Here is a 23367-nt window from a genome sequence, read left to right on the forward strand (position 1 = left end):
TTAGAAGCTATAAGTCACACCGAGATTATAACGACGACCATCTAAGACATAGTTATAGGTATCTTTATCAATCTCTTTGTCAAATAAATTATAAACGCCTGCTGCAACTGCAATGTTTTGTGTTGGCTTATAGTTCAATCCAACATCAACCATCGTATAAGCAGGTTTACCTTTTGCCATTGCGGTACGACTCAAATAATCAGATGTTTTACTGCGATAGTTGACACGTCCCCAGCTTGAGAACTGATCGTTAATTTCCCAGTCAGCAGTCGTATTGAACATATGCTTTGGCATTTCATTTAAAGGTTTTCCTTTATTGATACCACTTTTTTGTTCCGTATCCGTGAAGGTGTAATTCGCAGATACATTCACATTTGGCAGAGCCTGCCAACCAAACGTTACTTCCGCACCACGCATGCTCGCTTTATCAACGTTCTCACGTAAGCTAACAAAGTCAAATTTTTCACCTAACCAATCACACTCTAACGCACCAACATTTTCACCCTGACAAGTTCTAACTTCAGTAATCTTATCTTTAAACTCACTATTAAATAGTGTTAATCCAGCATTTAAGTTATCTAAATTATCCCAGTTAAATGACACTTCATAGTTCACACTTTTCTCTGGTTTTAGATCAGGATTACCGACAATAACTCCCTTACTTTGTCCGCCACCTGTTGCTTGTCCCCATTCAGCAACGGTTGCACGCAATGCTGGTGTTTTATAGCCTGTAGATACACCACCTTTGATCACCCAGTTATCATTTAAACCCCAAACGCCATAAACCTTTGGACTCCAATGATCACCAAACTTCTCGTCTTCATCTAGACGTAATGAAGTTGTCAAAGTGAAATCATCCACAATGTTCCATGCATTTTCAGCAAATAGTGCCCAGCTATAACGATCTAAGCTCGAAACAGGTGTAGAACCACCGATGCTTAATTGATTGCCCTTATCTTCTAATTCTTCTTTTAAATACATCCCACCAAAGCTAAGACTGTGACGATCAAAATTAATTTTATTGATTGTATTAAATGTCGTATTAATCGCTTCCATATTACGTGATGGATTTTCATTTTCCTCACGTTGAATATAAGAGTGTGTTTCTACTGCACCAAGTGTACCTCGGTGTGTCAAACTGTATTCTGTACGGTAATAATCTGTGAGTGAGTTTACTGGTGGATTTCTGCCTGTTTGAATTGGCGAAATACTCTTGCCAACCGTTGCATCACGATTTTGAATTGAACGTTGATATTCCAAATCAAAAGTATGTTGATCATTTGGCGTAAGTGTTAATGCTGCCCCACCTGCACGAATTTTTTGCTCACTATACCCCCCATAAATTTCATCTTCATCACGTTGCGAATATAAACCATTGGCCTTGAAAGATAAAAGATTTGCAATTAAAGGGCCTGCAATATATGCATTGGTTTGATAAATATTTCCTGATTTTGAGTTTTCTTGTAATGTCGTATCTAGCTTAATTGATCCAGTCCATTCATTGGTATTTTTCTTGGTAATAATGTTAATTACCCCGCCCATGGCATCAGAACCATATAAGCCTGACATTGGACCACGAATCACTTCAATTCGCTCAATCGCACCAATATTAGGTAACCATCCCTGTTCAATTCCAGAGTTATCACTATTTGGTCTTACAGAACGCGTGTTTACTTTTTTTCCATCAACCATGATGACTGTGTAAGCACTCCCCATACCACGGATACTAATATCACTTGAACTTCCACCGCCTGTTACCACAACCCCAGGTACATCTTTCAATGCATCAGTGACATCGCGATAAGCTTTTTTATTAATTTCTTCTTGTGTGAGAACTGAAATAGAAGCAGCAGCTTTTTTAATATCTTGCTCAAAGCCACTTGCTGTGATCACAATTTTTTCTAGTTGAGTAACTTCGTTTGTCTGAGTGTCGTTCGCATTCGCGATTGCCATCATACTACCAAGAACAGAAATTGCGAGTAGTGATTGACGAGCTAATTTATTGGACATATTCCCACCTAAACATGACAAATCTTAAGATTTGCTTAAAAAATTTAGGAGAATTCTAACAAAAAACAAATAAAACTCAATACAAATGATAATTATTATTATTTATATATTCATCTTTTTTGTTCTACATCTTGTTATGAAACAAAGAAAAATATTTACTGATGTTTTTCTGACATGAAAAAAGCCCTCGAAAGGGCCTTTTCCAATAGATGATATTTCAAGTTTTTTACTTAAAATATGCGCCTTCTGCTTGGCTATGGTCAGTTTGATCAACGACACGCTGTAACTCAGGAACGTGTTGCTTTAATGTGGTTTCAACACCTTGCTTTAAAGTTACATCAATCGCTGAACAGCCTTGGCAACCACCACCGAATTTTAATACAGCAGTTAGACCGTGTTCTGCATCATCCTGAACTTCAACAAGACTACAGTTACCACCATGCCCTTCTAAGCTCGGGTTAATTTCAGATTGAAGTACATAAGTAATGCGCTCTTCAATTGAAGCATCTGGACCAACACGTGGAACCTTTGAGTTAGGTGCACGGAATGTTAATTGTCCACCAAAACGATCTTTGTTGTAGTCAATTACAGCATCAAGCAAATATGGAATTGATGGTGCATCTACATAAGCTGGAAAGTCTGGATAATCCTGCTTATAGTCTGTTGGCACAACCTCTTCAGGTGCACTATAAGCCATACAACACTCTGCACGTGGTGTACCCGGATGCTCTACAAAAACACGAACGCCAATTCCTGGAGTATTTTGCTTTGCTAATAAATCACGTAAATACTCTTGTGCAGAGGGAGTAATCAAAAGGTTTGGAATTTCTTCTGCGACAGCAGTGTTGGTGTTCTCAGTCGACATAACAATAATCCTCAAGCTGATGTCGTTATATTAACCGAAGATGGAGGGTAATAAAAAAAATCAACCATTTTTGTAGGAATTATATGCAAGATCATTGTTTATTAAGTTTTTAATGGCATTATTGCTTAGACACTGATCAATTTAAAACATTTATGTTACATCTACCCTTTAGCCATACTGTGACGCTTATCATTATCACAGTTGCAATTTCTTTATTGGCATTCTCCAATCAGGCAGTGATGAACCGTCTGATTTTTTGGCCTCCTGCAATGCAACGTGGTCAATTTGATCGTTTCATTACCCATGGTTTTGTCCATGCTGATGGTACACATTTACTTTTTAATATGATTACCCTGTTCTTTTTTGGGAATATCATTGAGAGTTTTTATCGTCAGTTTTTCTACGACATGGGCTTTGTGTTGTTTTATCTAGGTGGTTTGATTTTTGCGATCTTACCAAGCTATTTAAAACATAAAAATGATGTCAGATGGGCAAGTCTTGGGGCTTCAGGAGCTGTATCTGCAGTTTTATTTGCCTATATTCTGTTTCAACCTTGGAACTTAATTTTTGTATTTTTCATTCCAGTACCCGCAATTATTTTTGCAATTTTATATGTCGCATATAGCATCTGGTCAGGGAAACGCGGCAATAGCAACATCAATCACAGCGCTCATCTTTGGGGAGCTGCTTATGGTGTCGTCGTCACAATCTTATTAGAGCCTAGAGTTGTTCCACACTTCCTTAATCAACTGACTAAATTACCTTTTTAAAATCTGAAAATAAATTCAATTGAAAAATAAGCCTCATATTTGAGGCTTTTAAATATCATCATTGATACAAATATTAGTTAAAAATTTCATTTTTTATCTAGTAGAAAATCGAATATACCCTTAAAGTTCCTATGGAAAAACATAAAGATTGGGATGAAATCATGAAAAAAACTTTATTGTGCTTAAGTGCATTATTCTGTCTTGGATTATCAGGTTGTGCTGTACACACACCTCACGGCAGTGTCGTCGTTGATCCAGATCATAATCATGGTGGTTCAGGTAATTTCTGTCCTCCTGGTCAAGCGAAGAAAGGTCGCTGCTAATCAGTTTCCAACCTAAGCTCATTGCAATGGGCTTAGGTAGTCTAAACTTCCTACAATAAGCATCTAAAATAAGATTTACTCTATCAGATAATTGCAAAAAACATCACTTTTTTTCTGTTCTTGGATTTCATTTCCGCAAAACCCATATACTATATAGGGAAATGTATTTTATTCATTTTTATGGGATTTCTTAGATGAATCAAATCCAGCCCTGTGTCGTTACCGAAATATTGAATAAGGTTCAACATGCAGATGATTGGATTAATTTTCTAGAACAACTCAATCTCCATTTTAATGTTCAAGCATCACAGCTTTTAGCCGTTGATCTGGAAGTACAAGCTCTGTCTTTCAGTGTCCATCACGCAGTAAATCTTGATGAGAATCAACTCGAACAAGCCGCTTTAAAACAAATCCGTCTAGCCATAGATGATGACCCTCGCTTAAAAAAAATGTTACTAGCACCAATGAATGGTTGGATGCATTGTTCACAACATTTTCAAGAAAATGAAATCACCCAAACTGAAGTCTATCAACAAGTATTACAACCACTAGATTTAAGATTCTGTTCTGCGATTCAAGTCATATATGATCAAAAAGTTTGTGTTATTTTAGCTTTCCTCAGTAGCCAAGATCGAGGTAGCTTAAATTGTTCAGAATTACAACCGATCTATGAGATTTTGCCAGTTTTACAACAAAAAATTCAGCAATATCGACATCATTTTGAATATTCAACAATGACGCTTCTCGGATCACAATTGATCCAAAAGATGAAGCAGCCGATTGCGATTATTAATCTAAATGGTGATATCTTAGAGATAAATGCTGAAGCAGAACAATTATTTGAAAATAATGAGCTGATTCAAATTAAACAGCGTCGTTTTAGCCTGAATGAACATCATCAGCAGCTGTTTGATCAAAACCTAATAGAATTAGAAAGAAATTATAAAAATCATAGACAACTTGATTCTAAAGAACAGACGAAAATCATGATGCTCAGCGATGATTTATTTCTAACATTAGACTTACTTAGCCCAGAAAAGACGCATAAAATTTTTGGATTACGTCCCGTTTTACTTGCAACATTTTCTGGGCTTCAACACCGCCCTAAATATCAGAAAGAGCTTTATACACAATTATTTATGTTTACACCTGTGGAACATAAGATATGTGAGCAATTACTAGAAGGCAAAACGACCAAAGAAATTGCGCTCACCCACGAAATCCAGTTAGATACGGTTAAAAAACATCTAAAATCTATTTTTAAGAAGACCAAAACCAATCGGCAAGCTGGATTGATCCAGCTATTAATGCAGTTTCTATAAATAGTTTAAAGATCTTTTTACTATGCAATTTCAGCTGGAAATGCAATCACTTGGTCAATTTTCATCTTATTCATTGACACCATCAACAAACGATCTATTCCCAAGGCTATTCCTGAACATTCAGGCATATTAGGTAAAGCTGCCAATAAGTTGTGATCAGTCGGGATTGTTGGCAAACCTTGCTTTAAACGCTCAGTATTATCAGCTTCAAAACGAGCGGCTAAAACATCTGCATCTAACAATTCATCATATGCATTGGCAAGTTCTAAACCTTCGATATAAACCTCGAAACGCGCTGCAACAAGTTCCCCATCTTCATCTTGTTTTACCTTCGCTAAAGAGGCCATTTCAGGAGGGAAATCAGTCAGAAAAACAGGCCCATCAAAACCTAAGCTCGGCTCAACAAAATGGGAAAATAATAAATCCATATACGCTAGGCGATCATCACCTAGATCAAGATTCAATCCAACTCGATTTGCTACGCTCTTCAACTGCTCTAAGCTTGCTTGTAAAGGATTAATCTCTAAACGATCTTGGAATGCATGCTTATAGCTTAAAAGATAAGGACGAACTTCACCAAAACGGTGAGATAGACACAGCTCAAGTAAATCAGCTGTTTCATGCATTAATCCTTTTAAATCTAAAGCTGGCCGATACCATTCCAACATTGTAAATTCACTATTGTGCTTACGACCATGTTCATCATCACGAAATACTTTACAGATTTGATAAATTGCCCCACTACCACTGGCCAATAAACGTTTCATTGGAAATTCAGGTGAAGTCTGCAAATATTGCGTGTTTAACTTGCCATAAATATGACGCTGCACTTGTACTGATGCTAAATGAACATCCGTCACGCCTGCCTGTGAGAGAATAGGAGTTTCCACTTCCCAAACACCACGCTCAGCAAAAAACTGACGGATTTTTTGATACATTGCTGCACGTGCTTTGAGTGCATCGATAGAACATGTCGGTTGATAACGATTCATAGCCCCACTCACGCTTTAGGTCCTCCATGTGCCGCCCATTCACGGCGCAATGGATAATTCTTACGCAGTAGATCAAACGCTGTTTGTTCAACCTTGCCCGCATCAACACAAGCACGAAGTTGTCGATCATCTTCAGCAATATTATAAATTTGAGTCAAATGCTGTTTGAGCGCAGTTTTTAAATCACGCTGCTCAAAATACTGTTCCACATGAGGCAATTGGCTTTCAAATCGTTTCGATGCCTTATAACCAAAGGTATTACAAAATGCCTCATAGATCATCTGTGTACCTCTCGCCTTACCTTCCAAGCTATAACCTGCGATATGTGGCGTTGCCAGAGCGAGCTGATCGAGTAATTGCTGTGAAATTTCTGGCTCAAACTCGAACACATCTAACACTACTTGGCGTTTTGTCTTTTCAATATTTTCAATTAATGCAGATTGTTGAATCACTGGTCCACGCGCACTATTAATTAAAATCGTCGAATCTTTCATTTGAGCAAAAGCAGCTTGATTAAATAAATGCTGTGTTGGATATTCGCCTGATTTTGTTAATGGTACATGAATTGAAATCGCATCAGCTCTTTTTAAAAGCTGCTCAAAAGCGACATTTTCGATACCATCAAGTTGAACATATGGATCATATCCGATCACATGCCAACCAAGGAGTTGTGCCATTACAGCAAGACGGCTTCCAACATTTCCCAAACCCACAATAGCCAACGTAAATGCGCTATTTTGTTCTAATAGATCAATATTTAAATGCAATAAAGCAGTAATTACATATTCAGCTACGGCTTGAGCATTACAACCCGCTGCATTACTCCAGCGAATATGTTTTTGCTCTAAAGCTTGAATATCTAAATGATCAGTCCCAATCGTTGCACTACCCACAAACTTAATTTTTGTTTGGTCAATAAGATCATGATTTACTTTTGTGACTGATCGCACTAGCAATGCATCAGCATTTTCAACATCAGCATGTGTAAGTGTTCGCCCTGCTTTATGCTGAATTTCTGCAAATTCCGCGAAGAAATAATCGGTAAATGCCAAATTTTCATCTGCGATAATTTTCATGCAGAACCGTCCTATAGAAAATCAACACTTATTATCCTTAGCATAGGCAAATTTGACAATTCAAATCTGTTTAACTTGCATACAATATTGCAATAAGCACTAAAATTTTGATGCATTGTTGCGATGTATTGCCAATCTCGAATCCTATTTTTAATTTTATAATAAGCATATCCCCCTTTCTTTCTACTTTCACTATGTCTCTTTATTCTCCTTATAAAGGCAAAAATGGTCTCAAACGAATCTTTGACGCGACAGGCTATTCACTTGCTGGATTCAAGGCTGCTTTTAGTCATGAGGCCGCATTTAGACAAGTCATTTTGCTGAATCTAATTCTGATTCCATTGAGCTTCTTTGTTCATGTATCGGCGTTAGAACAAGCATTAATGGTTGCTGTTTGTTTGTTAGCAATTATCGTTGAGTTATTTAATTCAGCTATCGAAGCTGTTGTAGATCGTATTTCTTTGGAAAAACATGAATTGTCTAAGAATGCGAAAGATATGGGGAGCGCAGCTCAATTTGTTTCTTTAGCGATTATTTTCTTTACTTGGGTAATTATTTTATTTAAATAACAATAAAAAATAATGCATTGATAACCATTACCATCTTTTTGATTATTCAATTCTTTGATGTTAATGGTTATTTATAAATTACACTTATTCCAATTCCATCTAAAATGCGAAACCAATCCCTACTACAGGACCTTTCTGCTCAGTATCCCATTTAAAACTACCACTTTTATAATCCTGAGATACATAACGATATCCAACTCTAAAGTTGATAGGTGCTGAGAATACTTTTTGGCGATATCCTACATATGCTTGAGCAATTTGTGTTTGTTCAGTGCCATAAGTATATTGAGCAGCAATGTTCCAAGGAGAGTCTGTGTTGTAACGAAAACGCGCACCACCAAAGTATTCGAACCAATCTTTCTCGACTGCAACCACTTTCCCCAAAGCGCCTAAATTCCCCTCTAAATCCGTGTAGTTAAAGCCCAAAGTAGGTTCAATCACCAAACCTTTTCCCTGCGGATACTGCTCATAGGCTCGATAATAAATTCCTAAATTACTTAAATTCACTTTTGTTGATAATGCTATCGGATAGGAATAAACCTGTTTTTCTTCTTCAGTCTTCACGTATTGAATATCCGAATAAACGCCCCATTTGCCTTTAGCTATTTCAAAATGTCCCATTAATGCTTTATCTAATGAATCTAGCGTATCTTTGAATGGTTGATCTAAATGATAATTCATTCCCTGATAACCAATTTTTCCATCAATATCAGCAGCAAAACCATAAATATTTACAAACACTTTCGTATCGCCAATAAAAGAGTCTTTAAGACTTTCTGCTTGCGCATGGGGAATGAATAATCCACAACTCAGCATATACAGGCAATATTTATACATTTATTTCTCCAAAACCGTTTATAAAAATTTAAGTATGATTCATGTATTTTTAATATGAATTAATTTATTAGTAACGTTTTCCTAAAGTATTTTCTATACTAGAAACGTAAAAAATCCCTACATTAGCAGGGATTTTTTATGATTTGGACGATGATGTGATTACATCATGCCGCCCATACCACCCATACCGCCCATATCTGGTGCAGCTGGTTTGTCTTCTGGGATGTCAGTAATCATGCATTCAGTTGTCAACATTAAACCAGCAACAGAAGCTGCGTGCTCAAGTGCAGAACGCGTTACTTTAGCAGGGTCAAGAATACCCATTTCTAACATATCGCCATATTCACCAGTTGCAGCGTTATAACCGAAGTTACCTTCACCCGCTTTAACTGCATTGATGACAACTGAAGGCTCATCACCTGCATTTGAAACGATTTGACGAAGTGGCGCTTCGATTGCACGACGTAAAATGTTGATACCAGCTGTTTGATCTTCGTTAGCACCTTTTAGGCCATCTAACACATTTACAGCGCGTACTAATGCAACACCGCCACCAGCAACAACACCTTCTTCTACTGCTGCACGAGTAGCGTGAAGAGCATCATCTACACGATCTTTCTTCTCTTTCATTTCAACTTCAGTTGCTGCGCCGATTTTGATCACTGCAACACCGCCAGCTAATTTAGCAACACGTTCTTGAAGTTTTTCTTTGTCGTATTCAGAAGTAGACTCTTCGATTTGAGCGCGGATTTGTTGTACACGCTCAGCGATTTGCTCAGCATTACCAGCACCATCAACGATTACAGTATTTTCTTTAGATACAGTAATTTTGTGTGCAGTACCCAAATCTTGTAGAGAAGCTTGCTCTAAAGACATGCCGACTTCTTCAGAAATTACAGTCGCGCCAGTCAAGATCGCGATGTCTTGAAGCATTGCTTTACGACGATCACCAAAACCAGGTGCTTTAACCGCACATACTTTGATAATACCGCGCATGTTGTTTACAACAAGTGTAGCAAGCGCTTCGCCTTCAACATCTTCAGCGATGATAAGGAGTGGTTTGCCAGTTTTAGCAACAGCTTCTAATACAGTAATCAATTCACGAATATTGCTGATTTTTTTATCAACAAGAAGGATGAATGGATTTTCTAGTTCAGCAGTCAACGTATCTTGCTTGTTTGCGAAGTATGGAGAGATATAACCACGGTCAAACTGCATACCTTCTACAACGTCTAATGCGTCTTCGAAGCCAGAACCTTCTTCTACAGTGATAACACCTTCTTTACCAACTTTTTCCATTGCTTGCGCAATAAGCTTACCAACAGTTGTGTCAGAGTTCGCAGAGATTGAACCCACTTGTTCAATTGCTTTGAAATCATCAGCAGGTTTTGCATTGGTACGGATATTTTCAACAACAGTTTTTACTGCGATGTCGATACCACGTTTCAAATCCATTGGGTTCATACCAGCAGTTACTGATTTGATCCCTTCATTTAGGATTGCTTGTGCAAGTACAGTTGCAGTTGTTGTACCGTCACCTGCGATGTCATTTGTTTTAGAAGAAACTTCACGAACAAGTTGAGCACCCATGTTTTCAAACTTGTCTTTTAAAGAAATTTCTTTCGCAACAGTTACACCATCTTTAGTGATGTGTGGTGCACCGAAAGAACGATCGATAACAACGTTACGACCCTTAGGTCCTAAAGTTACTTTTACAGCATCTGCAAGGACGTTTACGCCTGCAATCATTTTTGAGCGAGCTGAATCACCAAATTTTACGTCTTTAGCTGACATATTAAACTCCGAATCTTTTTAAATACTGAATCTGATAATAAATGTGAGTTATGTGTCGATTAGCCTTCAAGCACAGCTAAGATGTCTGACTCTTTCATAATTAAGAGTTCTTCACCGCTTACTTTAACTGTTGTACCCGCATAAGTACCAAACAATACTTTGTCGCCAACTTTAACGTCTAAAGCACGAACGCCGTTGTCAGTGATTTGGCCATTACCTACTGCAATTACTTCACCTTGAGATGGTTTTTCAGCAGCAGAACCTGGAAGTAAAATACCACCAGCCGTTTTAGTTTCTTCTTCTACGCGACGAATCACAACACGATCATGTAATGGGCGGATGTTGCTCATAGTTAACTCCATCAGACTTAGTCTTATTGATTAATGTGCATTGCCAATTCATGGCAACGCATAAAATTTTGATATGCCACTTTTTTGGGGATGAAAAAAAAGGCTTCAAGGGGAAAATTGAAAAAAAATCTATTTTTTGATGCTTTTTCAAACACTGATTTCAATCACATTGCATTTATCTGGAAATCAGTGCTTTTCGAAGCTGTTTTTATCCTCATTAAACCAATAATGTTCAATCACACCATTATCCAATATCACGTTAAAACTATTAGAAAATCCAAACCGTAATCGATTTGATGTTGCCGTCCCAGCATGGATATCAAAAATAGGATATTCAAAACCCAATTGAAAAATTTGATTTAAATCGTGGACAGCAACTTTATGCAAGTGCCCATGCAATAAACCAAAAAGATGAGTTTTTCCCCACTGTTCTAAAGCCATTTTCCCAAGCACTGGACAATCTTTATCGCCATGATCATTTGGAAATGTGTAAAACGGTTGATGAAACACAACCAGTTTTAATTTGTGAGCAGGAGCATGTTTGAGTTTTTCATAAGTTTCATGAATTTGCTCTAAAGAAATATGTCCACGCGTATGGTAACGACGACGAATGCTGTTCATTCCCACAATATAAAAATGCTCTGTTTCCATAGTCGTTTCTAAACGACCAAAAAAAGCTTGATAACGAACAAATGGTGAGAAAAAACGATTCCAGACATGATAAAGCGGAATGTCATGATTACCAGGCACAACTAAGTACGGAATCGACAACGAGTCTAAAAACTGTCGACATGCATAAAACTGATTAAATCGAGCGCGTTGTGTTAAATCACCACTCACTACAATCGCTTCTGGACGATATTGTTTACAAAACTTTCGTATTGCTTTCAGACAAACATCACGCTCAGTTCCAAAATGCAAATCAGAGAGGTGTAATAACATTTGGAACCATAACTTTTAAAGATGATTTTTGAACTGAGAAATTTAGTGGTGTCTCCAACTCCATAAGTTCTCCATCAATCGCAACCGTAACTTTGTCTTTTTTGCAGCCAACAGTAATATTTTCTGCACAAAAAGTATAAACATCAGGCGTTTGCTCTATTTTCCCTTGAATTAGTTTTAATAACATTTTCAATAAACTAAACCGATCACTTTTGGCTACAACTACACCAGCTAGTTTTCCATTGGCCGCGCATTCAGCAATTCTTAATTTCATATCACACAATTGCAATTGATTATTTCCAAAGAAAATCAAGGGAGTCGCGACTGGATATTTCTGCCCATCAACATTAATAGACAGTTTCAAAGACTTATGTTCACGCAATAACACATCAAGTCCTGAAGTGTATGCATTTAAGGGGAAACGCCCGAAGTGCTGATTATATAGTTCTCGTTTTTTGATAAATAAAGGATAAAGTCCAAGGCTAGCATTATTTAAATAAATCTGATCATTAATTGTAGCAACATGAACTTCACGAAATTTACCCGTTGCAATCACGTCTGCTGCCGCAAAGACATCAATTGGAATATCTAAAACACGAGCAACATAATTAAAAGTTCCTAATGGAATAACCCCCATCGGAATATTGGTATGCATTAATCTTTTCGCAACTGCATTTAATGTTCCATCTCCACCAGCAGCCACCACAACACCACGTAAATCAGCCTGTTGATGACGTGAAAGCACAGATTTCATCATCTCGTCAAAATCAACCTTTTGATTTAGTTCAAAAACCTGTATTTCAAAACCATGCTGCGTCCAAAACGTCATTAAGCGTTCATAGACTTCATCTTGTTGCGCAGCATGAAATCCAGATTTTTGATTGTAGATAATCGATAAGGGGCGCAAATTTTGATTCACTCAGTTCACCCTTTGAAATTATGCCTCCATATTTTTGTGCATAAAATCAACAAATAAAAGCCCGTTTATGTAAATTTTGGATGATGATTATTCAATTTATCAATAATAATTCTCAAAAAAATAAAATTAAATAAATAATTGTTTTTAAATAAAATTTTTAATAAAAATAACATGCATAAAAAAAACATATAAGCCTAAAAAAAACTGACAAAAAACTTAAAAACAATAACTTAAGAAAAAATATACAGCTTTTCATTAACCTGCCATATGATCCAATAGTCTTATTTTTTTTATGATTTTGTGCTTTAATACAGCCACTTTTTTTACTTCATCTATTTTCATTGTAAACCAATGAATAGAATTGTACGTCGTACACACTTTAAAAAGGCATGACCATGACCCAAGTGAACGCACCAGAATTCGTTCGTCACCCTAAGCTTATTGCATGGGTGGAAGAAATTGCAAAATTAACCAAACCAGCAAAAATCGAATGGTGTGACGGAAGCGAAGAAGAATATCAACGTCTGATCGACTTGATGATCGCTAACGGCACCATGCAACAACTTAACCAAGAAAAACATCCTGGTTCTTATCTTGCAAATTCTGACCCTTCTGACGTTGCTCGTGTTGAAGATCGCACTTACATCTGCTCTGAAAACCAAGACGACGCTGGCGCAACAAATAACTGGGTTGCTCCTGCTGAAATGCGTACAAAATTAAATGGTTTATTTGATGGTGCAATGGAAGGTCGTACAATGTACGTGGTTCCATTCTCTATGGGTCCTTTAGGTAGCCACATTGCGCACATCGGTATTGAATTAACTGATTCTCCTTACGTTGCTGTTAGCATGACTAAAATGGCTCGTATGGGTAAAGCGGTTTATGACGTGCTAGGTACAGATGGCGAATTCATCCCATGTGTACACACAGTTGCTGCTCCACTTAAAGATGGTCAGAAAGATGTTGCTTGGCCTTGCAACAACGAAAAATACATCGTTCATTACCCAGAAACTCGTGAAATCTGGTCTTACGGTTCTGGTTACGGCGGTAATGCTTTACTTGGTAAAAAATGCTTAGCACTTCGTATTGCATCAGCAATGGGTCGTGAACAAGGTTGGTTAGCTGAGCACATGCTTATTTTAGGCGTGACAAATCCACAAGGCGAAAAACACTACATCGCAGCAGCATTCCCTTCTGCTTGTGGTAAAACAAACTTCGCAATGTTAATTCCACCAGCAGGCTATGAAGGCTGGAAGATTGAAACTGTAGGTGACGATATTGCATGGATCAAACCAGGTGAAGATGGTCGCTTATATGCAATCAACCCAGAAGCTGGTTTCTTCGGTGTAGCACCTGGTACAAATACCAAGACTAACCCGAACTGTATGGCGACACTTCATAAAGATGTAATCTATACAAACGTCGCTGTTACAGACAATGGCGAAATTTGGTGGGAAGGTCTTTCTAAAGAAGTTCCTACTAACTTAACCAACTGGAAAGGTCAACCTCACGTTGATGGTGAAAAAGCTGCACATCCAAACGCACGCTTCACAGTTTCAGCTGGTCAATGCCCTTCTATCGATGCTGACTGGGAAAATCCAGCTGGTGTACCAATTTCTGCGTTCATCTTCGGTGGTCGTCGCGCAGACACAGTACCTTTAGTATCAGAAGCTTTTGACTGGGTTGATGGCGTTTATAAAGCTGCAACGATGGGTTCTGAAACAACTGCTGCTGCTGTTGGCCAACAAGGTATCGTTCGTCGTGACCCATTTGCAATGCTTCCATTTGCTGGTTACAACATGGCTGATTACTTTGGCCACTGGTTACAACTTGGTCAAGAGGTTGGTGCTAAAGCAGAAGCTGCTGGTAATAAATTACCAAAAATCTTCAATGTAAACTGGTTCCGTCGTGATGCAGAAGGCAACTTCGTATGGCCTGGTTTTGGTCAAAACATGCGTGTTCTTGAGTGGATTATTGATCGTTGTGAAGGTCGTGCAGAAGCAACAGAAACTCCAATCGGTTTAGTTCCTACATATGAACAGTTGAACTGGGCTGGTATTGACTTCTCTAAAGAACAGTTTGATACAGTAACTTCTCAAGACAAAGATCAATGGATCAAAGAGATTGAAAGCCACACTGAGCTGTTCACTAAACTTGGTGCTCGCTTACCTCAAGCGCTTAAAGATCGTCAAAATGAATTATTAAATGCAGTAAAATCTGCTTAATTCATTTTTCCTCTTGCACAAAGAGGGATTAAGAAAAATTAAAAGGTCGCTACGGCGGCCTTTTTTTATGGCTTTTCGAAATTATCAATTAATCCCCTAATTAACCACAACTATTCCCATTAAGCTTTAGAGGAAATAAATTGCAAAATTAACAAATATTAACAATAATGATAATAATAGTATTTCTCATTTATTTTATATGGTTGTCGGTATGAGTTCTTCCCCTCTGTTCAAACGTAGTCGATTGTTTTTAGCTATCTCAACGTTAATTAGCATTAGTTCATATAGTTATGCACTCGATGATGAGACACAACAACTCCCAACGATTAAAGTTCAAGCCACTCAAAATGACGACAGCAGTGAAAAAACTAAAGCTTACAACATTAAAAATAGTTCAAGTGCAACTAAACTCAATATTGAAGCCAAAGAAATTCCACAAACGGTCAATGTGGTAACGCGTCAACAGATTGAAGATTTCGGACTGACTAGCTCAAGAGATATTTTAAACAACACCCCAGGCGTAACTGTTAATTCGCTTGAAACCGAACGCTCAGTGTATATGGCACGAGGATTTGAAATCTCCAACATTCTTGTTGATGACGTAGGTTTCCCTTCAAGTGTATGGAATTATAATGACACCAATCCAGATAGCTTCTTTTATGATCGTATTGAAGTGATTAAAGGAGCAGATGCACTGACCAATGCTTTCGGTGATCCAAGTGCGACTATTAACTATATTCGTAAGCGCCCAACTAAAGAGTTTCAAGCGAACGCCGGATTGAGCTATGGTTCATGGGATACGCAACGCTATGAAGCCGATGTATCAGGCAGCTTAACACCTAATGGTAATATTCGAGGTCGCCTCAGTGCTTTTGAACAAACTGGCGACTCACATTTAGATCGCTACTCTTCTGAGAAAAATGGTATTGCAGGCGTATTGGAAGCCGATCTTACAGATACTACGCTATTGTCTGTTGGTGCCAGCCAAGAAAAAAATAAGCCCAATGCCAATAACTGGGGTGCTTTACCTCTGATGGATTCTTCAGGTAAACAAATTAGTTATGATCGTTCATACAATCCAAACCCAGACTGGGCTTATTGGGACAATACGTCTCGAAATGCATTCATCGAGTTAAAGCAAAAGTTCTTGGAAACTTGGTCTGCTAACCTAAGTTACAACTACAATGAAAAAGAACGCCAAAGCCAGCTACTTTACTACTATGGCTATCCAAATGCAGATGGTTCAAATGTAGATCTTACAGCTTGGGGTGGAAAAGAACATAACAAGCTACAAACTGCTGACTTTAACTTACAAGGCAAGTTCGATCTTTTAGGGCGTGAGCATGAAGCAATTTTAGGCTATACATTCTCTCAAAGTGAACAAAATGATAAGCAAAAATCTGGGACTATCCTCGATAGTAATGTTGGAACTTGTACCCGTGGTACAGTACCAAATACCTATGAAGCACAATGTACAACAGGCTGGGCAAGCTGGACACCAAACAATGTTTCATGGAGTTCTTTTTCAGATGCAGCAGATTACACGCAACGCAATCAATCTGTTTATGCAGCAACACGTTTACATTTAACGGAAGACCTCAAACTCACATTAGGTGCGAACTATGTTCAGGCCAAAAGTGAAGGGACAAGTTATAGTGCGCCAATGAATTATGATGAAAGCAAAGTTTCACCATATGCTGGTATTACCTATAACTTCACGCCTGAGTATACAGGCTATATGAGTTATACCTCTATTTTCCGTCCACAAACCTCAATTGATGAGACAACTGGTAAAGTAGCTGATCCAATTGAAGGCAAAAGCTATGAAATTGGAGTAAAGAGTGCATGGTTAGACAACAAACTTACAGGTACACTCGCTATCTTTAGAACTGAAGAAAATAATTACCCACTTAGACCAACTGATAGCCACCCGCTTAATCGTACCTCTGCAATCAGCGACTTACGTTCACAAGGTGTAGAAGTTGGTTTAGCAGGACAATTAACTGATCAAGTCAATGTATCTTTGGGTTACACCCAATTTAGTCTCCAAGACTTAAAAAATGGTGGTGCAGCTCGAACCTACAATCCGACCCAAAGTTTCAACTTACTAACAACCTACTCCCCTACCCAATTACCGAAATTAAAAGTTGGTGCTGGCGTAAAATGGCAGAGCAAAATTACACGCTTTGATCCAACTTACTCGACTTATCTCAAACAAAGCGATTATGCCTTGCTGAGTTTAATGGCGAGCTATGAGGTTAGTTCAAACTTTACCATTCAAGCTAATGCAGATAATGTCACCGATAAAAAATACCTCAATAGCTTCACTGATGGGCAGGCATTCTACGGAGAACCAGCCAACTATACGGTAGCTCTTAAATTTAAATACTAATAAAAAAGCCCTCTTATCTAAGAGGGCTTTTTTAAATGCTTAAGCAGCAGCTGTGGTATTTGGTTTATTTGCTAGATAAGCTTCTAAACTTTCAACTTCGCTCGGTGCAAAATTCAAACCTAATTTAGAGCGTCTCCACAAAACATCCTGACTGTTCGTCACCCACTCAAAACGGCATAAATAATCTACTTCACGAACATACAAACCTTGTCCAAAGTGCTGTCCAAGTTGCTCAACTGAACTTGCCTCGCCCAGAATATTCCAAATGCGTGAACCATAAGCTGAAGCCCAACGTTTAGCTAGCGCTTCTGATGCATCAGTAACTTGAGCACGAATTTCAAGAATTAACTGCTCTACTGACTCCATATTTTCGCCACCAGGTAAAGCTTCTGTTGCAGTCCAACTTCCTTTCATTTCAGGGAAAAATGCTTTTAACTGCTGCATAGCCGACTCAGCCAGCTTACGATAAGTCGTCAACTTACCGCCAAATACTGAAAGCAACGGCGCTTGATCTTCTGACTCTTTTGATAAAGCCAAAGTATAATCACGAGTGATCGCAGATGGATTATCCGACTCATCATCACACAATGGGCGTACACCAGCAAAAGTCGAAACAATATCCGCTTGAGTCAATTGTGTTTTGAAATGCTCATTACTGACCTTAATCAAATAATCTGTTTCTTCCTGCGTAATTTTTACTTGTGCTGGATCACCTTGATACTCACGATCCGTAGTACCGATCATCGTGTATTGGTCTAAATATGGAATTGCGAATACGATACGACGATCATCATTCTGCATGATAAATGCTTTATCACCTTCATATAGCTTCGGCACAATGATATGACTACCTTGAATTAGACGGATGCCATAAGGTGATTTCAGCTGTAAATCTTGTTTAATGAATTGTGCAACCCAAGGTCCAGCAGCATTCACTAATGCTTTGGCCTTAATCTGGAATTGACCTTTTTCATTTTCTAAATCAACAACCCAGTATTGACCTTCACGTTGAGCAGACAAACAACGTGTACGTGTTACAACATCAGCACCTTTTTCACGCGCATGCATTGCATTTAACACAACAAGTCTAGAGTCATCGACAGCACAGTCTGAATACTCAAAACCACGGGTAATAGCTGCTTTTAACGGACTATCTTCTTTAAAATAAACGTTATTTGAACCTAATAGCTTTTCACGCTTACCCAAATGATCGTAAAAGAACAAACCAGTACGAATCAGCCATGCAGGACGTAAATGAGGACGATGCGGCATGATAAAACGCATTGGGCGAATAATATGAGGCGCTTTTGCCAATAGCACTTCTCGCTCAGCTAACGCCTCACGCACCAAACGAAATTCCTTATGCTCTAGGTAACGTAAACCACCATGAATGAGCTTACTGCTTGCAGATGATGTATGGCTTGCTAAATCGTCTTTTTCACATAAGAACACAGATAAACCACGCCCAGAAGCATCCGCAGCAATACCAACACCATTGATACCACCACCGATAACCGCGAGGTCATAAATTTTGTCATTTGACTGAGGAGAAGTTTGCATAAATCACCGCAAATTTTCATTATTGTTCAATATTGAAAATTAAAACATATCAAATGAAAATAAACAATTAAAATTAGCCAAAAAAATGCCAATTAATAGACATTTTTAGATGAATGGTAAAAAATGAAAATGATTTAATGAAATTATGAAAATTAACTGTAGGACTGATTGATAAAGCGTTGTGTTGTATTAATCTATAAAAAAATTGAGCCAAACTTTCGCAGGCTCAATAAAAGTAACAATTTTTCGAAAATGAATATTTATTTGGCGATAATTAACCCGATTCCTAAATCTCGGATGATTTTAGTGTATTGTTCGTTGGGTTGCTGATCAGTAAAAATACAATCCACTTGCTTAAGCGAACCTAAACGAATCATTGCATTACGGCCAAACTTGGTACTGTCAGCTGCCAGAAAAACCTGTCTCGCACTTGAAACGATTTCCTGAGATACACAAACTTCCTGAAAATCAAAATCTAGTAAAGTCCCATCTTCATCAATACCACTAATTCCAACCAAAGCATAATCCGCTTTAAATTGTTTAAAGAAATCAGCTGTTGCCTGTCCAATTACACCACCATCAGGACGAACACGACCGCTAGCAATCAAGACTTCAAAGTCTTCTTTGGTGCTTAGAATTTTCGCAACATTTAAGTTATTGGTGATGATTTTTAACCCCGTATGATTCAGCAATGCATGAGCAATGGCTTCTGTCGTGGTCCCAATATTAATAAACAGAGAAGCATGATCTGGTACAGCCGCTGCAACAGCTGCTGCAATGATCCTTTTTTCCTCAAGCATGTGACCTACGCGCATAGTATATTCAGTATTTTCAACACTTGAATCATGCGCCGCACCACCATGATAACGACGTAACAAACCTTCATCCGCCAATTGATTAATATCACGGCGGATAGTTTGAGGCGTAACATCGAAATACTGAGCAAGTTCTTCAATACTTATATAGCCACGTTCTCTCACTAATTCGAGGGTTTTTTGTTGGCGTAGTATCAAGCTCATGCTCATTCGTCCTATGTTATTTTACGTCATAAAATTTGGGCTATTTTAACTTAATCCTCTGCCCAATCTCGAGTACGTCCAACTGCTTTTAACCAACCCTTATAGAGTTTTTCAGTTTCAGCCTGTGAACACTCAGGAGTGAAAGTATTTTCGATGGTCATTCTACTCTTTAATTCATTGAGATCCGACCAGAAACCGACAGCCAAACCAGCAAGGAAAGCAGCACCCATGCCTGTTGTTTCTTTCATTGCAGGACGTTCAACAGATGTTCCCATGATATCCGCTTGGAATTGCATCAAGAAATTATTCGCTGTTACACCACCATCCACACGCAAGGTACGTAACTTTTCACCCGAATCTTGCTGCATCGCATCCAAAACATCACGCGTTTGGTAAGCAATCGACTCTAATGTCGCACGGATAATATGTTCGATACTAACTCCACGAGTAATACCTAAAATTGCACCGCGCGCTGTTGGATCCCAATAAGGTGCACCTAGACCTGTAAATGCAGGTACGACATAGACGCCATTGCTATCTTTGACTTTGGTTGCATAGTACTCAGAATCATGCGAATCATTGATCGCTTTCAGTTCATCACGCAACCACTGCACGCATGAACCACCATTAAATACTGCACCTTCTAGCGCATAATTCACTTCACCACGTGGGCCACATGCAATCGTTGTTAATAGACCATGCTCTGATTGAACAATACGTTTTCCAGTATTCATCAATAGGAAGCAGCCAGTCCCATAGGTATTTTTCGCCTGTCCAACTTCAACACACATTTGACCAAATAAAGCAGCTTGTTGATCACCAGCAATACCAGCAATAGGAATACCAACTTCTTGACCGCTAATGGTATGTGTATAACCGTAGACTTCTGAAGAGCTTCGAACTTCAGGCAGCATTGCTTTTGGAATATTTAAGGCTTCAAGTAACTTATCATCCCACTCAAGCGTTTCAATGTTAAACAACATCGTGCGTGAAGCATTGGTATAGTCAGTTACATGAACTTGGCCGTTGGTCAATTTCCAAAGCAACCAAGTATCGATCGTACCAAATAAAAGCTCGCCACGTTCTGCACGTTCACGGCTGCCTTCAACGCGATCAAGAATCCACTTAATTTTAGTCGCAGAGAAATATGGATCAAGAACCAAACCCGTTACTTTATGAACGTAATCTTGCCAACCCTCTTGACGAAGTTGATTACAAATCTCATTGCTTTGGCGGCTTTGCCATACAATTGCATTGTAAATAGGTTTACCTGTCTTTTTATCCCAGATGACAGTAGTTTCACGTTGGTTGGTAATACCAATCGCTGCAATTTGGTCACTTGAAATACTCGCTTGCGCTAAGGCTTCAACCCATACTGCGCTTTGAGTTGCCCAGATTTCCATAGGATCGTGCTCAACCCAACCTGGCTGCGGGTAAATTTGCGTGAATTCACGCTGAGCAATACTGATGACATTCGCATCGTGATCCAATACGATCGCACGTGAACTCGTTGTACCTTGATCAAATGCAACCACATATTTTTTTTGACTATCTGTAGAGATCATGACATACCTATCCAGACTTGCTTTCGTCTAGTGCAATAAATTAAACGCCCGTTAAAAAACGGGCTCCAATACTGCAAAAAAGCAATGACTTCTGTATTAAATAAAAAACTTGGCAGATTATATGCAAAATTGTTCGAAAACGAAAATTCTTTTCTATAACTTTGAACCTAAATTCGATGAATAGCCTTTGTTTTAAAGAATCCTCACAATTCAAAATCTATTTTATGCGATACTTGAACCAGAAATAACAGGACCATTGATATGAAAAAAACGAATTTATTTTTTATTATGAGCGGAACCCTTTTGATTGCGGCATGTCAAAGCAGTCCACACCAATACAACGGCGTGACCGGTTATCAAATTGAAAGTAAAACAGCAACTTCTGCAACGCTTGCATATACATTGGCTGGTCGTAGCAATCGTGATATTGATGAGAAAAAGCTCCAACATGCCTGCAAACAAGTGCTGGGTGTAGAAAAAAATTATAAACTTTCTGTGCTGAGTGTGAATGAAATTGTGAATCCAACACAAGAAGAGCAATACGGTGTAAAAATTGGAAACAGTCGAGCAACTTTTGGTCTATCCAACTCTCCTGATTTAAACAATAGCGAAGGCTATGCAACTCGTCAGGCACTTGAAGCTCGACCTTCAACGCTGAAAGTCGTTCGTTATACTTGCTCTTAATAAAATAAATTCAATAATAAATGATGTGTGAACCTTTGTTGATTCACACATCTACATCATTTTTATATTTTTAAAACATCATGAATTGAAGCGTCTTTATCAAAAACAGATTTCGCAAATGGACATAAAGGAATAACTTTTACTTGACGCTCCCTTACAAAAGCAATCAATTCATCTAAAAGTTGTCGCCCCACGCCTTGACCTCGAAAGCGTTCGTTCACATCTGTATGATCAATGATCAGCATTGAATCACCCGCCCATGTATAAGCCATTTCTCCTGCGACTAAATCACCTTGAATCAACTTAAATACACCGTGCTTCCCATCATCTACTTGCTCAAAACTCATAAATCACCTTTATTCGCTAAATGCGTCATCAAATCAAATTTGATTTCACATTGATGTTTTAGCATGAGGTTGAACGAGCTTGTGTTGAGTTTTTATATCGTAGTTGAAAAATGATTCAGGCAGTAAATTACTATTTCGTGCGATAAAAACTCACATTGCGAAACTCTTTTGCCTCATCTAAATCTGGCCAAGTCGTCGCACTCCGCTCATCTATTTTTAAATATTGAGGATGACTAAAATTTTTAACTCGACTATCTGCAACCCAAACTTCTGGTGCGAATTTTAAAAACTCGTCTAAAAAGAAACGATTACATTGATCATAAAGCACATCAGCAGCAAGCAGTACATCGACTTGTTCTGACTTGTACAAATCATCAAGGTATTCAAGTTCAACATTATTCAATAATGCATTTTCGCGACATGATTCCAAACTAATTTGATCAATATCACAGCAAATTACGCGCTTTGCTCCTGCCATTTTTGCAGCAATCGCAACCACACCTGAGCCAGCCCCAAAATCAAGCACAACTTTATCTTTCACATGATGTGGTTCAGCAAGTAACCATTGCGCCATCGCCAGCCCTGATGCCCAACAAAAGATCCAATACGGTGTTTCATTCCAAATACGGCGGATGACTTCATCATCCAAACGATCTGTGGGAAATACTGGAGGAATTAACCACAATGAAATCGGTGTTTCAGGTAACTGCTGTGCCAATAAATCAGTGTTTGGAATAACTTCATGCAAAGCTTTAAGCAATTGCTCAGGTGCTTTCGCAAATTGAAAAGTACAACTCATATTTCTT

At 38.4% G+C, this 23367-nt stretch carries 21 protein-coding genes; 7 read left to right on the forward strand and 14 right to left on the reverse strand.

Features of this window, described 5'->3' with window-relative positions; translation table 11 throughout:
* A complete protein-coding gene (locus ACT4_RS09530; RefSeq protein ID WP_007481716.1) occupies positions 1 to 2010 on the reverse strand; it encodes a ligand-gated channel protein in 2010 nt (669 codons plus the stop codon).
* Positions 2011 to 2236: 226 nt separating this feature from the next.
* Positions 2237 to 2875, reverse strand: coding sequence for a Fe-S biogenesis protein NfuA (gene nfuA, locus ACT4_RS09535; protein WP_004878363.1), 639 nt, complete (start codon positions 2873 to 2875; stop codon positions 2237 to 2239).
* A 152-nt stretch (positions 2876 to 3027) separates the two neighbouring features.
* Here nfuA and ACT4_RS09540 point away from each other — a divergent pair, with 152 nt between their 5' ends.
* The 3 genes from ACT4_RS09540 to ACT4_RS09550 all read left to right on the forward strand — a co-directional run bounded on the left by ACT4_RS09540 (position 3028) and on the right by ACT4_RS09550 (position 5290).
* Positions 3028 to 3645: a rhomboid family intramembrane serine protease gene (locus tag ACT4_RS09540; protein ID WP_007481717.1), complete on the forward strand. Its 618-nt coding sequence runs from the start codon at positions 3028 to 3030 to the stop codon at positions 3643 to 3645.
* A 161-nt stretch (positions 3646 to 3806) separates the two neighbouring features.
* Entirely contained in the window at positions 3807 to 3968 is a 162-nt protein-coding gene (locus tag ACT4_RS17290) for a hypothetical protein (protein ID WP_034604878.1), read from the forward strand.
* Positions 3969 to 4162: 194 nt separating this feature from the next.
* The gene (locus ACT4_RS09550; RefSeq protein WP_007481721.1) at positions 4163 to 5290 is read left to right on the forward strand and encodes a helix-turn-helix transcriptional regulator; all 1128 of its coding nucleotides are present in this window, start codon (positions 4163 to 4165) and stop codon (positions 5288 to 5290) included.
* Between the two features lie 20 nt (positions 5291 to 5310).
* Here ACT4_RS09550 and epmA read toward each other — a convergent pair whose 3' ends face one another.
* Positions 5311 to 6282, reverse strand: coding sequence for an EF-P lysine aminoacylase EpmA (gene epmA, locus ACT4_RS09555; protein WP_171054796.1), 972 nt, complete (start codon positions 6280 to 6282; stop codon positions 5311 to 5313).
* An 8-nt stretch (positions 6283 to 6290) separates the two neighbouring features.
* Complete coding sequence (locus ACT4_RS09560; RefSeq protein ID WP_007481724.1) at positions 6291 to 7358, reverse strand: 4-phosphoerythronate dehydrogenase; 1068 nt, start codon at positions 7356 to 7358, stop codon at positions 6291 to 6293.
* Between the two features lie 194 nt (positions 7359 to 7552).
* On the opposite strand from ACT4_RS09560, the gene ACT4_RS09565 reads away from it, so the two are divergent.
* Complete coding sequence (locus ACT4_RS09565; protein ID WP_004878357.1) at positions 7553 to 7927, forward strand: diacylglycerol kinase; 375 nt, start codon at positions 7553 to 7555, stop codon at positions 7925 to 7927.
* A 99-nt stretch (positions 7928 to 8026) separates the two neighbouring features.
* On the opposite strand, the gene ACT4_RS09570 is transcribed toward ACT4_RS09565, so the two are convergent.
* The 5 genes from ACT4_RS09570 to ACT4_RS09590 form a co-directional block, all read right to left on the reverse strand.
* The gene (locus tag ACT4_RS09570; protein ID WP_007481726.1) at positions 8027 to 8764 is read right to left on the reverse strand and encodes a hypothetical protein; all 738 of its coding nucleotides are present in this window, start codon (positions 8762 to 8764) and stop codon (positions 8027 to 8029) included.
* A gap of 159 nt (positions 8765 to 8923) precedes the next feature.
* On the reverse strand, positions 8924 to 10558 hold the full coding sequence (gene groL, locus ACT4_RS09575; RefSeq protein ID WP_004878354.1) for a chaperonin GroEL: 1635 nt from the start codon (positions 10556 to 10558) through the stop codon (positions 8924 to 8926).
* A gap of 59 nt (positions 10559 to 10617) precedes the next feature.
* Positions 10618 to 10908, reverse strand: a complete 291-nt coding sequence (groES, locus tag ACT4_RS09580; RefSeq protein WP_004652030.1) for a co-chaperone GroES — start codon at positions 10906 to 10908, stop codon at positions 10618 to 10620.
* Positions 10909 to 11094: 186 nt separating this feature from the next.
* Positions 11095 to 11850: a metallophosphoesterase gene (locus ACT4_RS09585; protein WP_007481734.1), complete on the reverse strand. Its 756-nt coding sequence runs from the start codon at positions 11848 to 11850 to the stop codon at positions 11095 to 11097.
* Positions 11831 to 12769, reverse strand: coding sequence for a diacylglycerol kinase family protein (locus tag ACT4_RS09590; protein WP_007481736.1), 939 nt, complete (start codon positions 12767 to 12769; stop codon positions 11831 to 11833). Before ACT4_RS09590 ends, ACT4_RS09585 begins: the two co-directional genes overlap by 20 nt.
* Before the next feature lie 395 nt (positions 12770 to 13164).
* On the opposite strand from ACT4_RS09590, the gene ACT4_RS09595 reads away from it, so the two are divergent.
* Both ACT4_RS09595 and ACT4_RS09600 read left to right on the forward strand, forming a co-directional pair.
* On the forward strand, positions 13165 to 14994 hold the full coding sequence (locus tag ACT4_RS09595) for a phosphoenolpyruvate carboxykinase (GTP) (RefSeq protein ID WP_007481738.1): 1830 nt from the start codon (positions 13165 to 13167) through the stop codon (positions 14992 to 14994).
* Positions 14995 to 15193: 199 nt separating this feature from the next.
* Positions 15194 to 17386, forward strand: coding sequence for a TonB-dependent siderophore receptor (locus ACT4_RS09600; RefSeq protein WP_007481740.1), 2193 nt, complete (start codon positions 15194 to 15196; stop codon positions 17384 to 17386).
* Positions 17387 to 17425: 39 nt separating this feature from the next.
* On the opposite strand, the gene glpD is transcribed toward ACT4_RS09600, so the two are convergent.
* The 3 genes from glpD to glpK all read right to left on the reverse strand — a co-directional run bounded on the left by glpD (position 17426) and on the right by glpK (position 21530).
* The gene (glpD, locus tag ACT4_RS09605) at positions 17426 to 18946 is read right to left on the reverse strand and encodes a glycerol-3-phosphate dehydrogenase (protein ID WP_007481742.1); all 1521 of its coding nucleotides are present in this window, start codon (positions 18944 to 18946) and stop codon (positions 17426 to 17428) included.
* A gap of 260 nt (positions 18947 to 19206) precedes the next feature.
* On the reverse strand, positions 19207 to 19965 hold the full coding sequence (locus tag ACT4_RS09610) for a DeoR/GlpR family DNA-binding transcription regulator (RefSeq protein ID WP_004878346.1): 759 nt from the start codon (positions 19963 to 19965) through the stop codon (positions 19207 to 19209).
* A 50-nt stretch (positions 19966 to 20015) separates the two neighbouring features.
* A complete protein-coding gene (glpK, locus tag ACT4_RS09615) occupies positions 20016 to 21530 on the reverse strand; it encodes a glycerol kinase GlpK (protein WP_007481743.1) in 1515 nt (504 codons plus the stop codon).
* A gap of 261 nt (positions 21531 to 21791) precedes the next feature.
* On the opposite strand from glpK, the gene ACT4_RS09620 reads away from it, so the two are divergent.
* Positions 21792 to 22214 (forward strand): hypothetical protein, encoded by a 423-nt coding sequence (locus ACT4_RS09620; RefSeq protein WP_007481744.1) that lies wholly within the window; start codon positions 21792 to 21794, stop codon positions 22212 to 22214.
* A 62-nt stretch (positions 22215 to 22276) separates the two neighbouring features.
* Here the strand turns inward: ACT4_RS09620 and ACT4_RS09625 are convergent, their stop codons facing one another.
* A complete protein-coding gene (locus ACT4_RS09625) occupies positions 22277 to 22561 on the reverse strand; it encodes a GNAT family N-acetyltransferase (protein ID WP_007481745.1) in 285 nt (94 codons plus the stop codon).
* A gap of 130 nt (positions 22562 to 22691) precedes the next feature.
* Positions 22692 to 23360 carry a methyltransferase gene (locus ACT4_RS09630; protein WP_007481747.1) on the reverse strand — a complete coding sequence of 223 codons (669 nt, stop codon included), beginning with the start codon at positions 23358 to 23360 and terminating at the stop codon, positions 22692 to 22694.
* Positions 23361 to 23367 lie beyond the last annotated feature (7 nt).

It is taken from the genome of Acinetobacter sp. NBRC 100985 (genome assembly GCF_000241225.1).
Classification (GTDB): domain Bacteria; phylum Pseudomonadota; class Gammaproteobacteria; order Pseudomonadales; family Moraxellaceae; genus Acinetobacter; species Acinetobacter venetianus.

Coding starts and splice junctions, on each gene's coding strand:
- glpK (WP_007481743.1), bottom strand. CDS start 21,530: ATGATCTCTACAGATAGTCAAAAAAAATATGTGGTTGCATTTGATCAA.
- ACT4_RS09530 (WP_007481716.1), bottom strand. CDS start 2,010: ATGTCCAATAAATTAGCTCGTCAATCACTACTCGCAATTTCTGTTCTT.
- ACT4_RS09630 (WP_007481747.1), bottom strand. CDS start 23,360: ATGAGTTGTACTTTTCAATTTGCGAAAGCACCTGAGCAATTGCTTAAA.
- glpD (WP_007481742.1), bottom strand. CDS start 18,946: ATGCAAACTTCTCCTCAGTCAAATGACAAAATTTATGACCTCGCGGTT.
- groES (WP_004652030.1), bottom strand. CDS start 10,908: ATGAGCAACATCCGCCCATTACATGATCGTGTTGTGATTCGTCGCGTA.
- ACT4_RS09570 (WP_007481726.1), bottom strand. CDS start 8,764: ATGTATAAATATTGCCTGTATATGCTGAGTTGTGGATTATTCATTCCC.
- ACT4_RS09600 (WP_007481740.1), top strand. CDS start 15,194: ATGGTTGTCGGTATGAGTTCTTCCCCTCTGTTCAAACGTAGTCGATTG.
- nfuA (WP_004878363.1), bottom strand. CDS start 2,875: ATGTCGACTGAGAACACCAACACTGCTGTCGCAGAAGAAATTCCAAAC.
- ACT4_RS09540 (WP_007481717.1), top strand. CDS start 3,028: ATGTTACATCTACCCTTTAGCCATACTGTGACGCTTATCATTATCACA.
- ACT4_RS09585 (WP_007481734.1), bottom strand. CDS start 11,850: ATGTTATTACACCTCTCTGATTTGCATTTTGGAACTGAGCGTGATGTT.
- ACT4_RS09550 (WP_007481721.1), top strand. CDS start 4,163: ATGAATCAAATCCAGCCCTGTGTCGTTACCGAAATATTGAATAAGGTT.
- ACT4_RS09610 (WP_004878346.1), bottom strand. CDS start 19,965: ATGAGCTTGATACTACGCCAACAAAAAACCCTCGAATTAGTGAGAGAA.
- ACT4_RS09595 (WP_007481738.1), top strand. CDS start 13,165: ATGACCCAAGTGAACGCACCAGAATTCGTTCGTCACCCTAAGCTTATT.
- ACT4_RS17290 (WP_034604878.1), top strand. CDS start 3,807: ATGAAAAAAACTTTATTGTGCTTAAGTGCATTATTCTGTCTTGGATTA.
- epmA (WP_171054796.1), bottom strand. CDS start 6,282: ATGAATCGTTATCAACCGACATGTTCTATCGATGCACTCAAAGCACGT.
- ACT4_RS09625 (WP_007481745.1), bottom strand. CDS start 22,561: ATGAGTTTTGAGCAAGTAGATGATGGGAAGCACGGTGTATTTAAGTTG.
- ACT4_RS09620 (WP_007481744.1), top strand. CDS start 21,792: ATGAAAAAAACGAATTTATTTTTTATTATGAGCGGAACCCTTTTGATT.
- ACT4_RS09565 (WP_004878357.1), top strand. CDS start 7,553: ATGTCTCTTTATTCTCCTTATAAAGGCAAAAATGGTCTCAAACGAATC.
- groL (WP_004878354.1), bottom strand. CDS start 10,558: ATGTCAGCTAAAGACGTAAAATTTGGTGATTCAGCTCGCTCAAAAATG.
- ACT4_RS09560 (WP_007481724.1), bottom strand. CDS start 7,358: ATGAAAATTATCGCAGATGAAAATTTGGCATTTACCGATTATTTCTTC.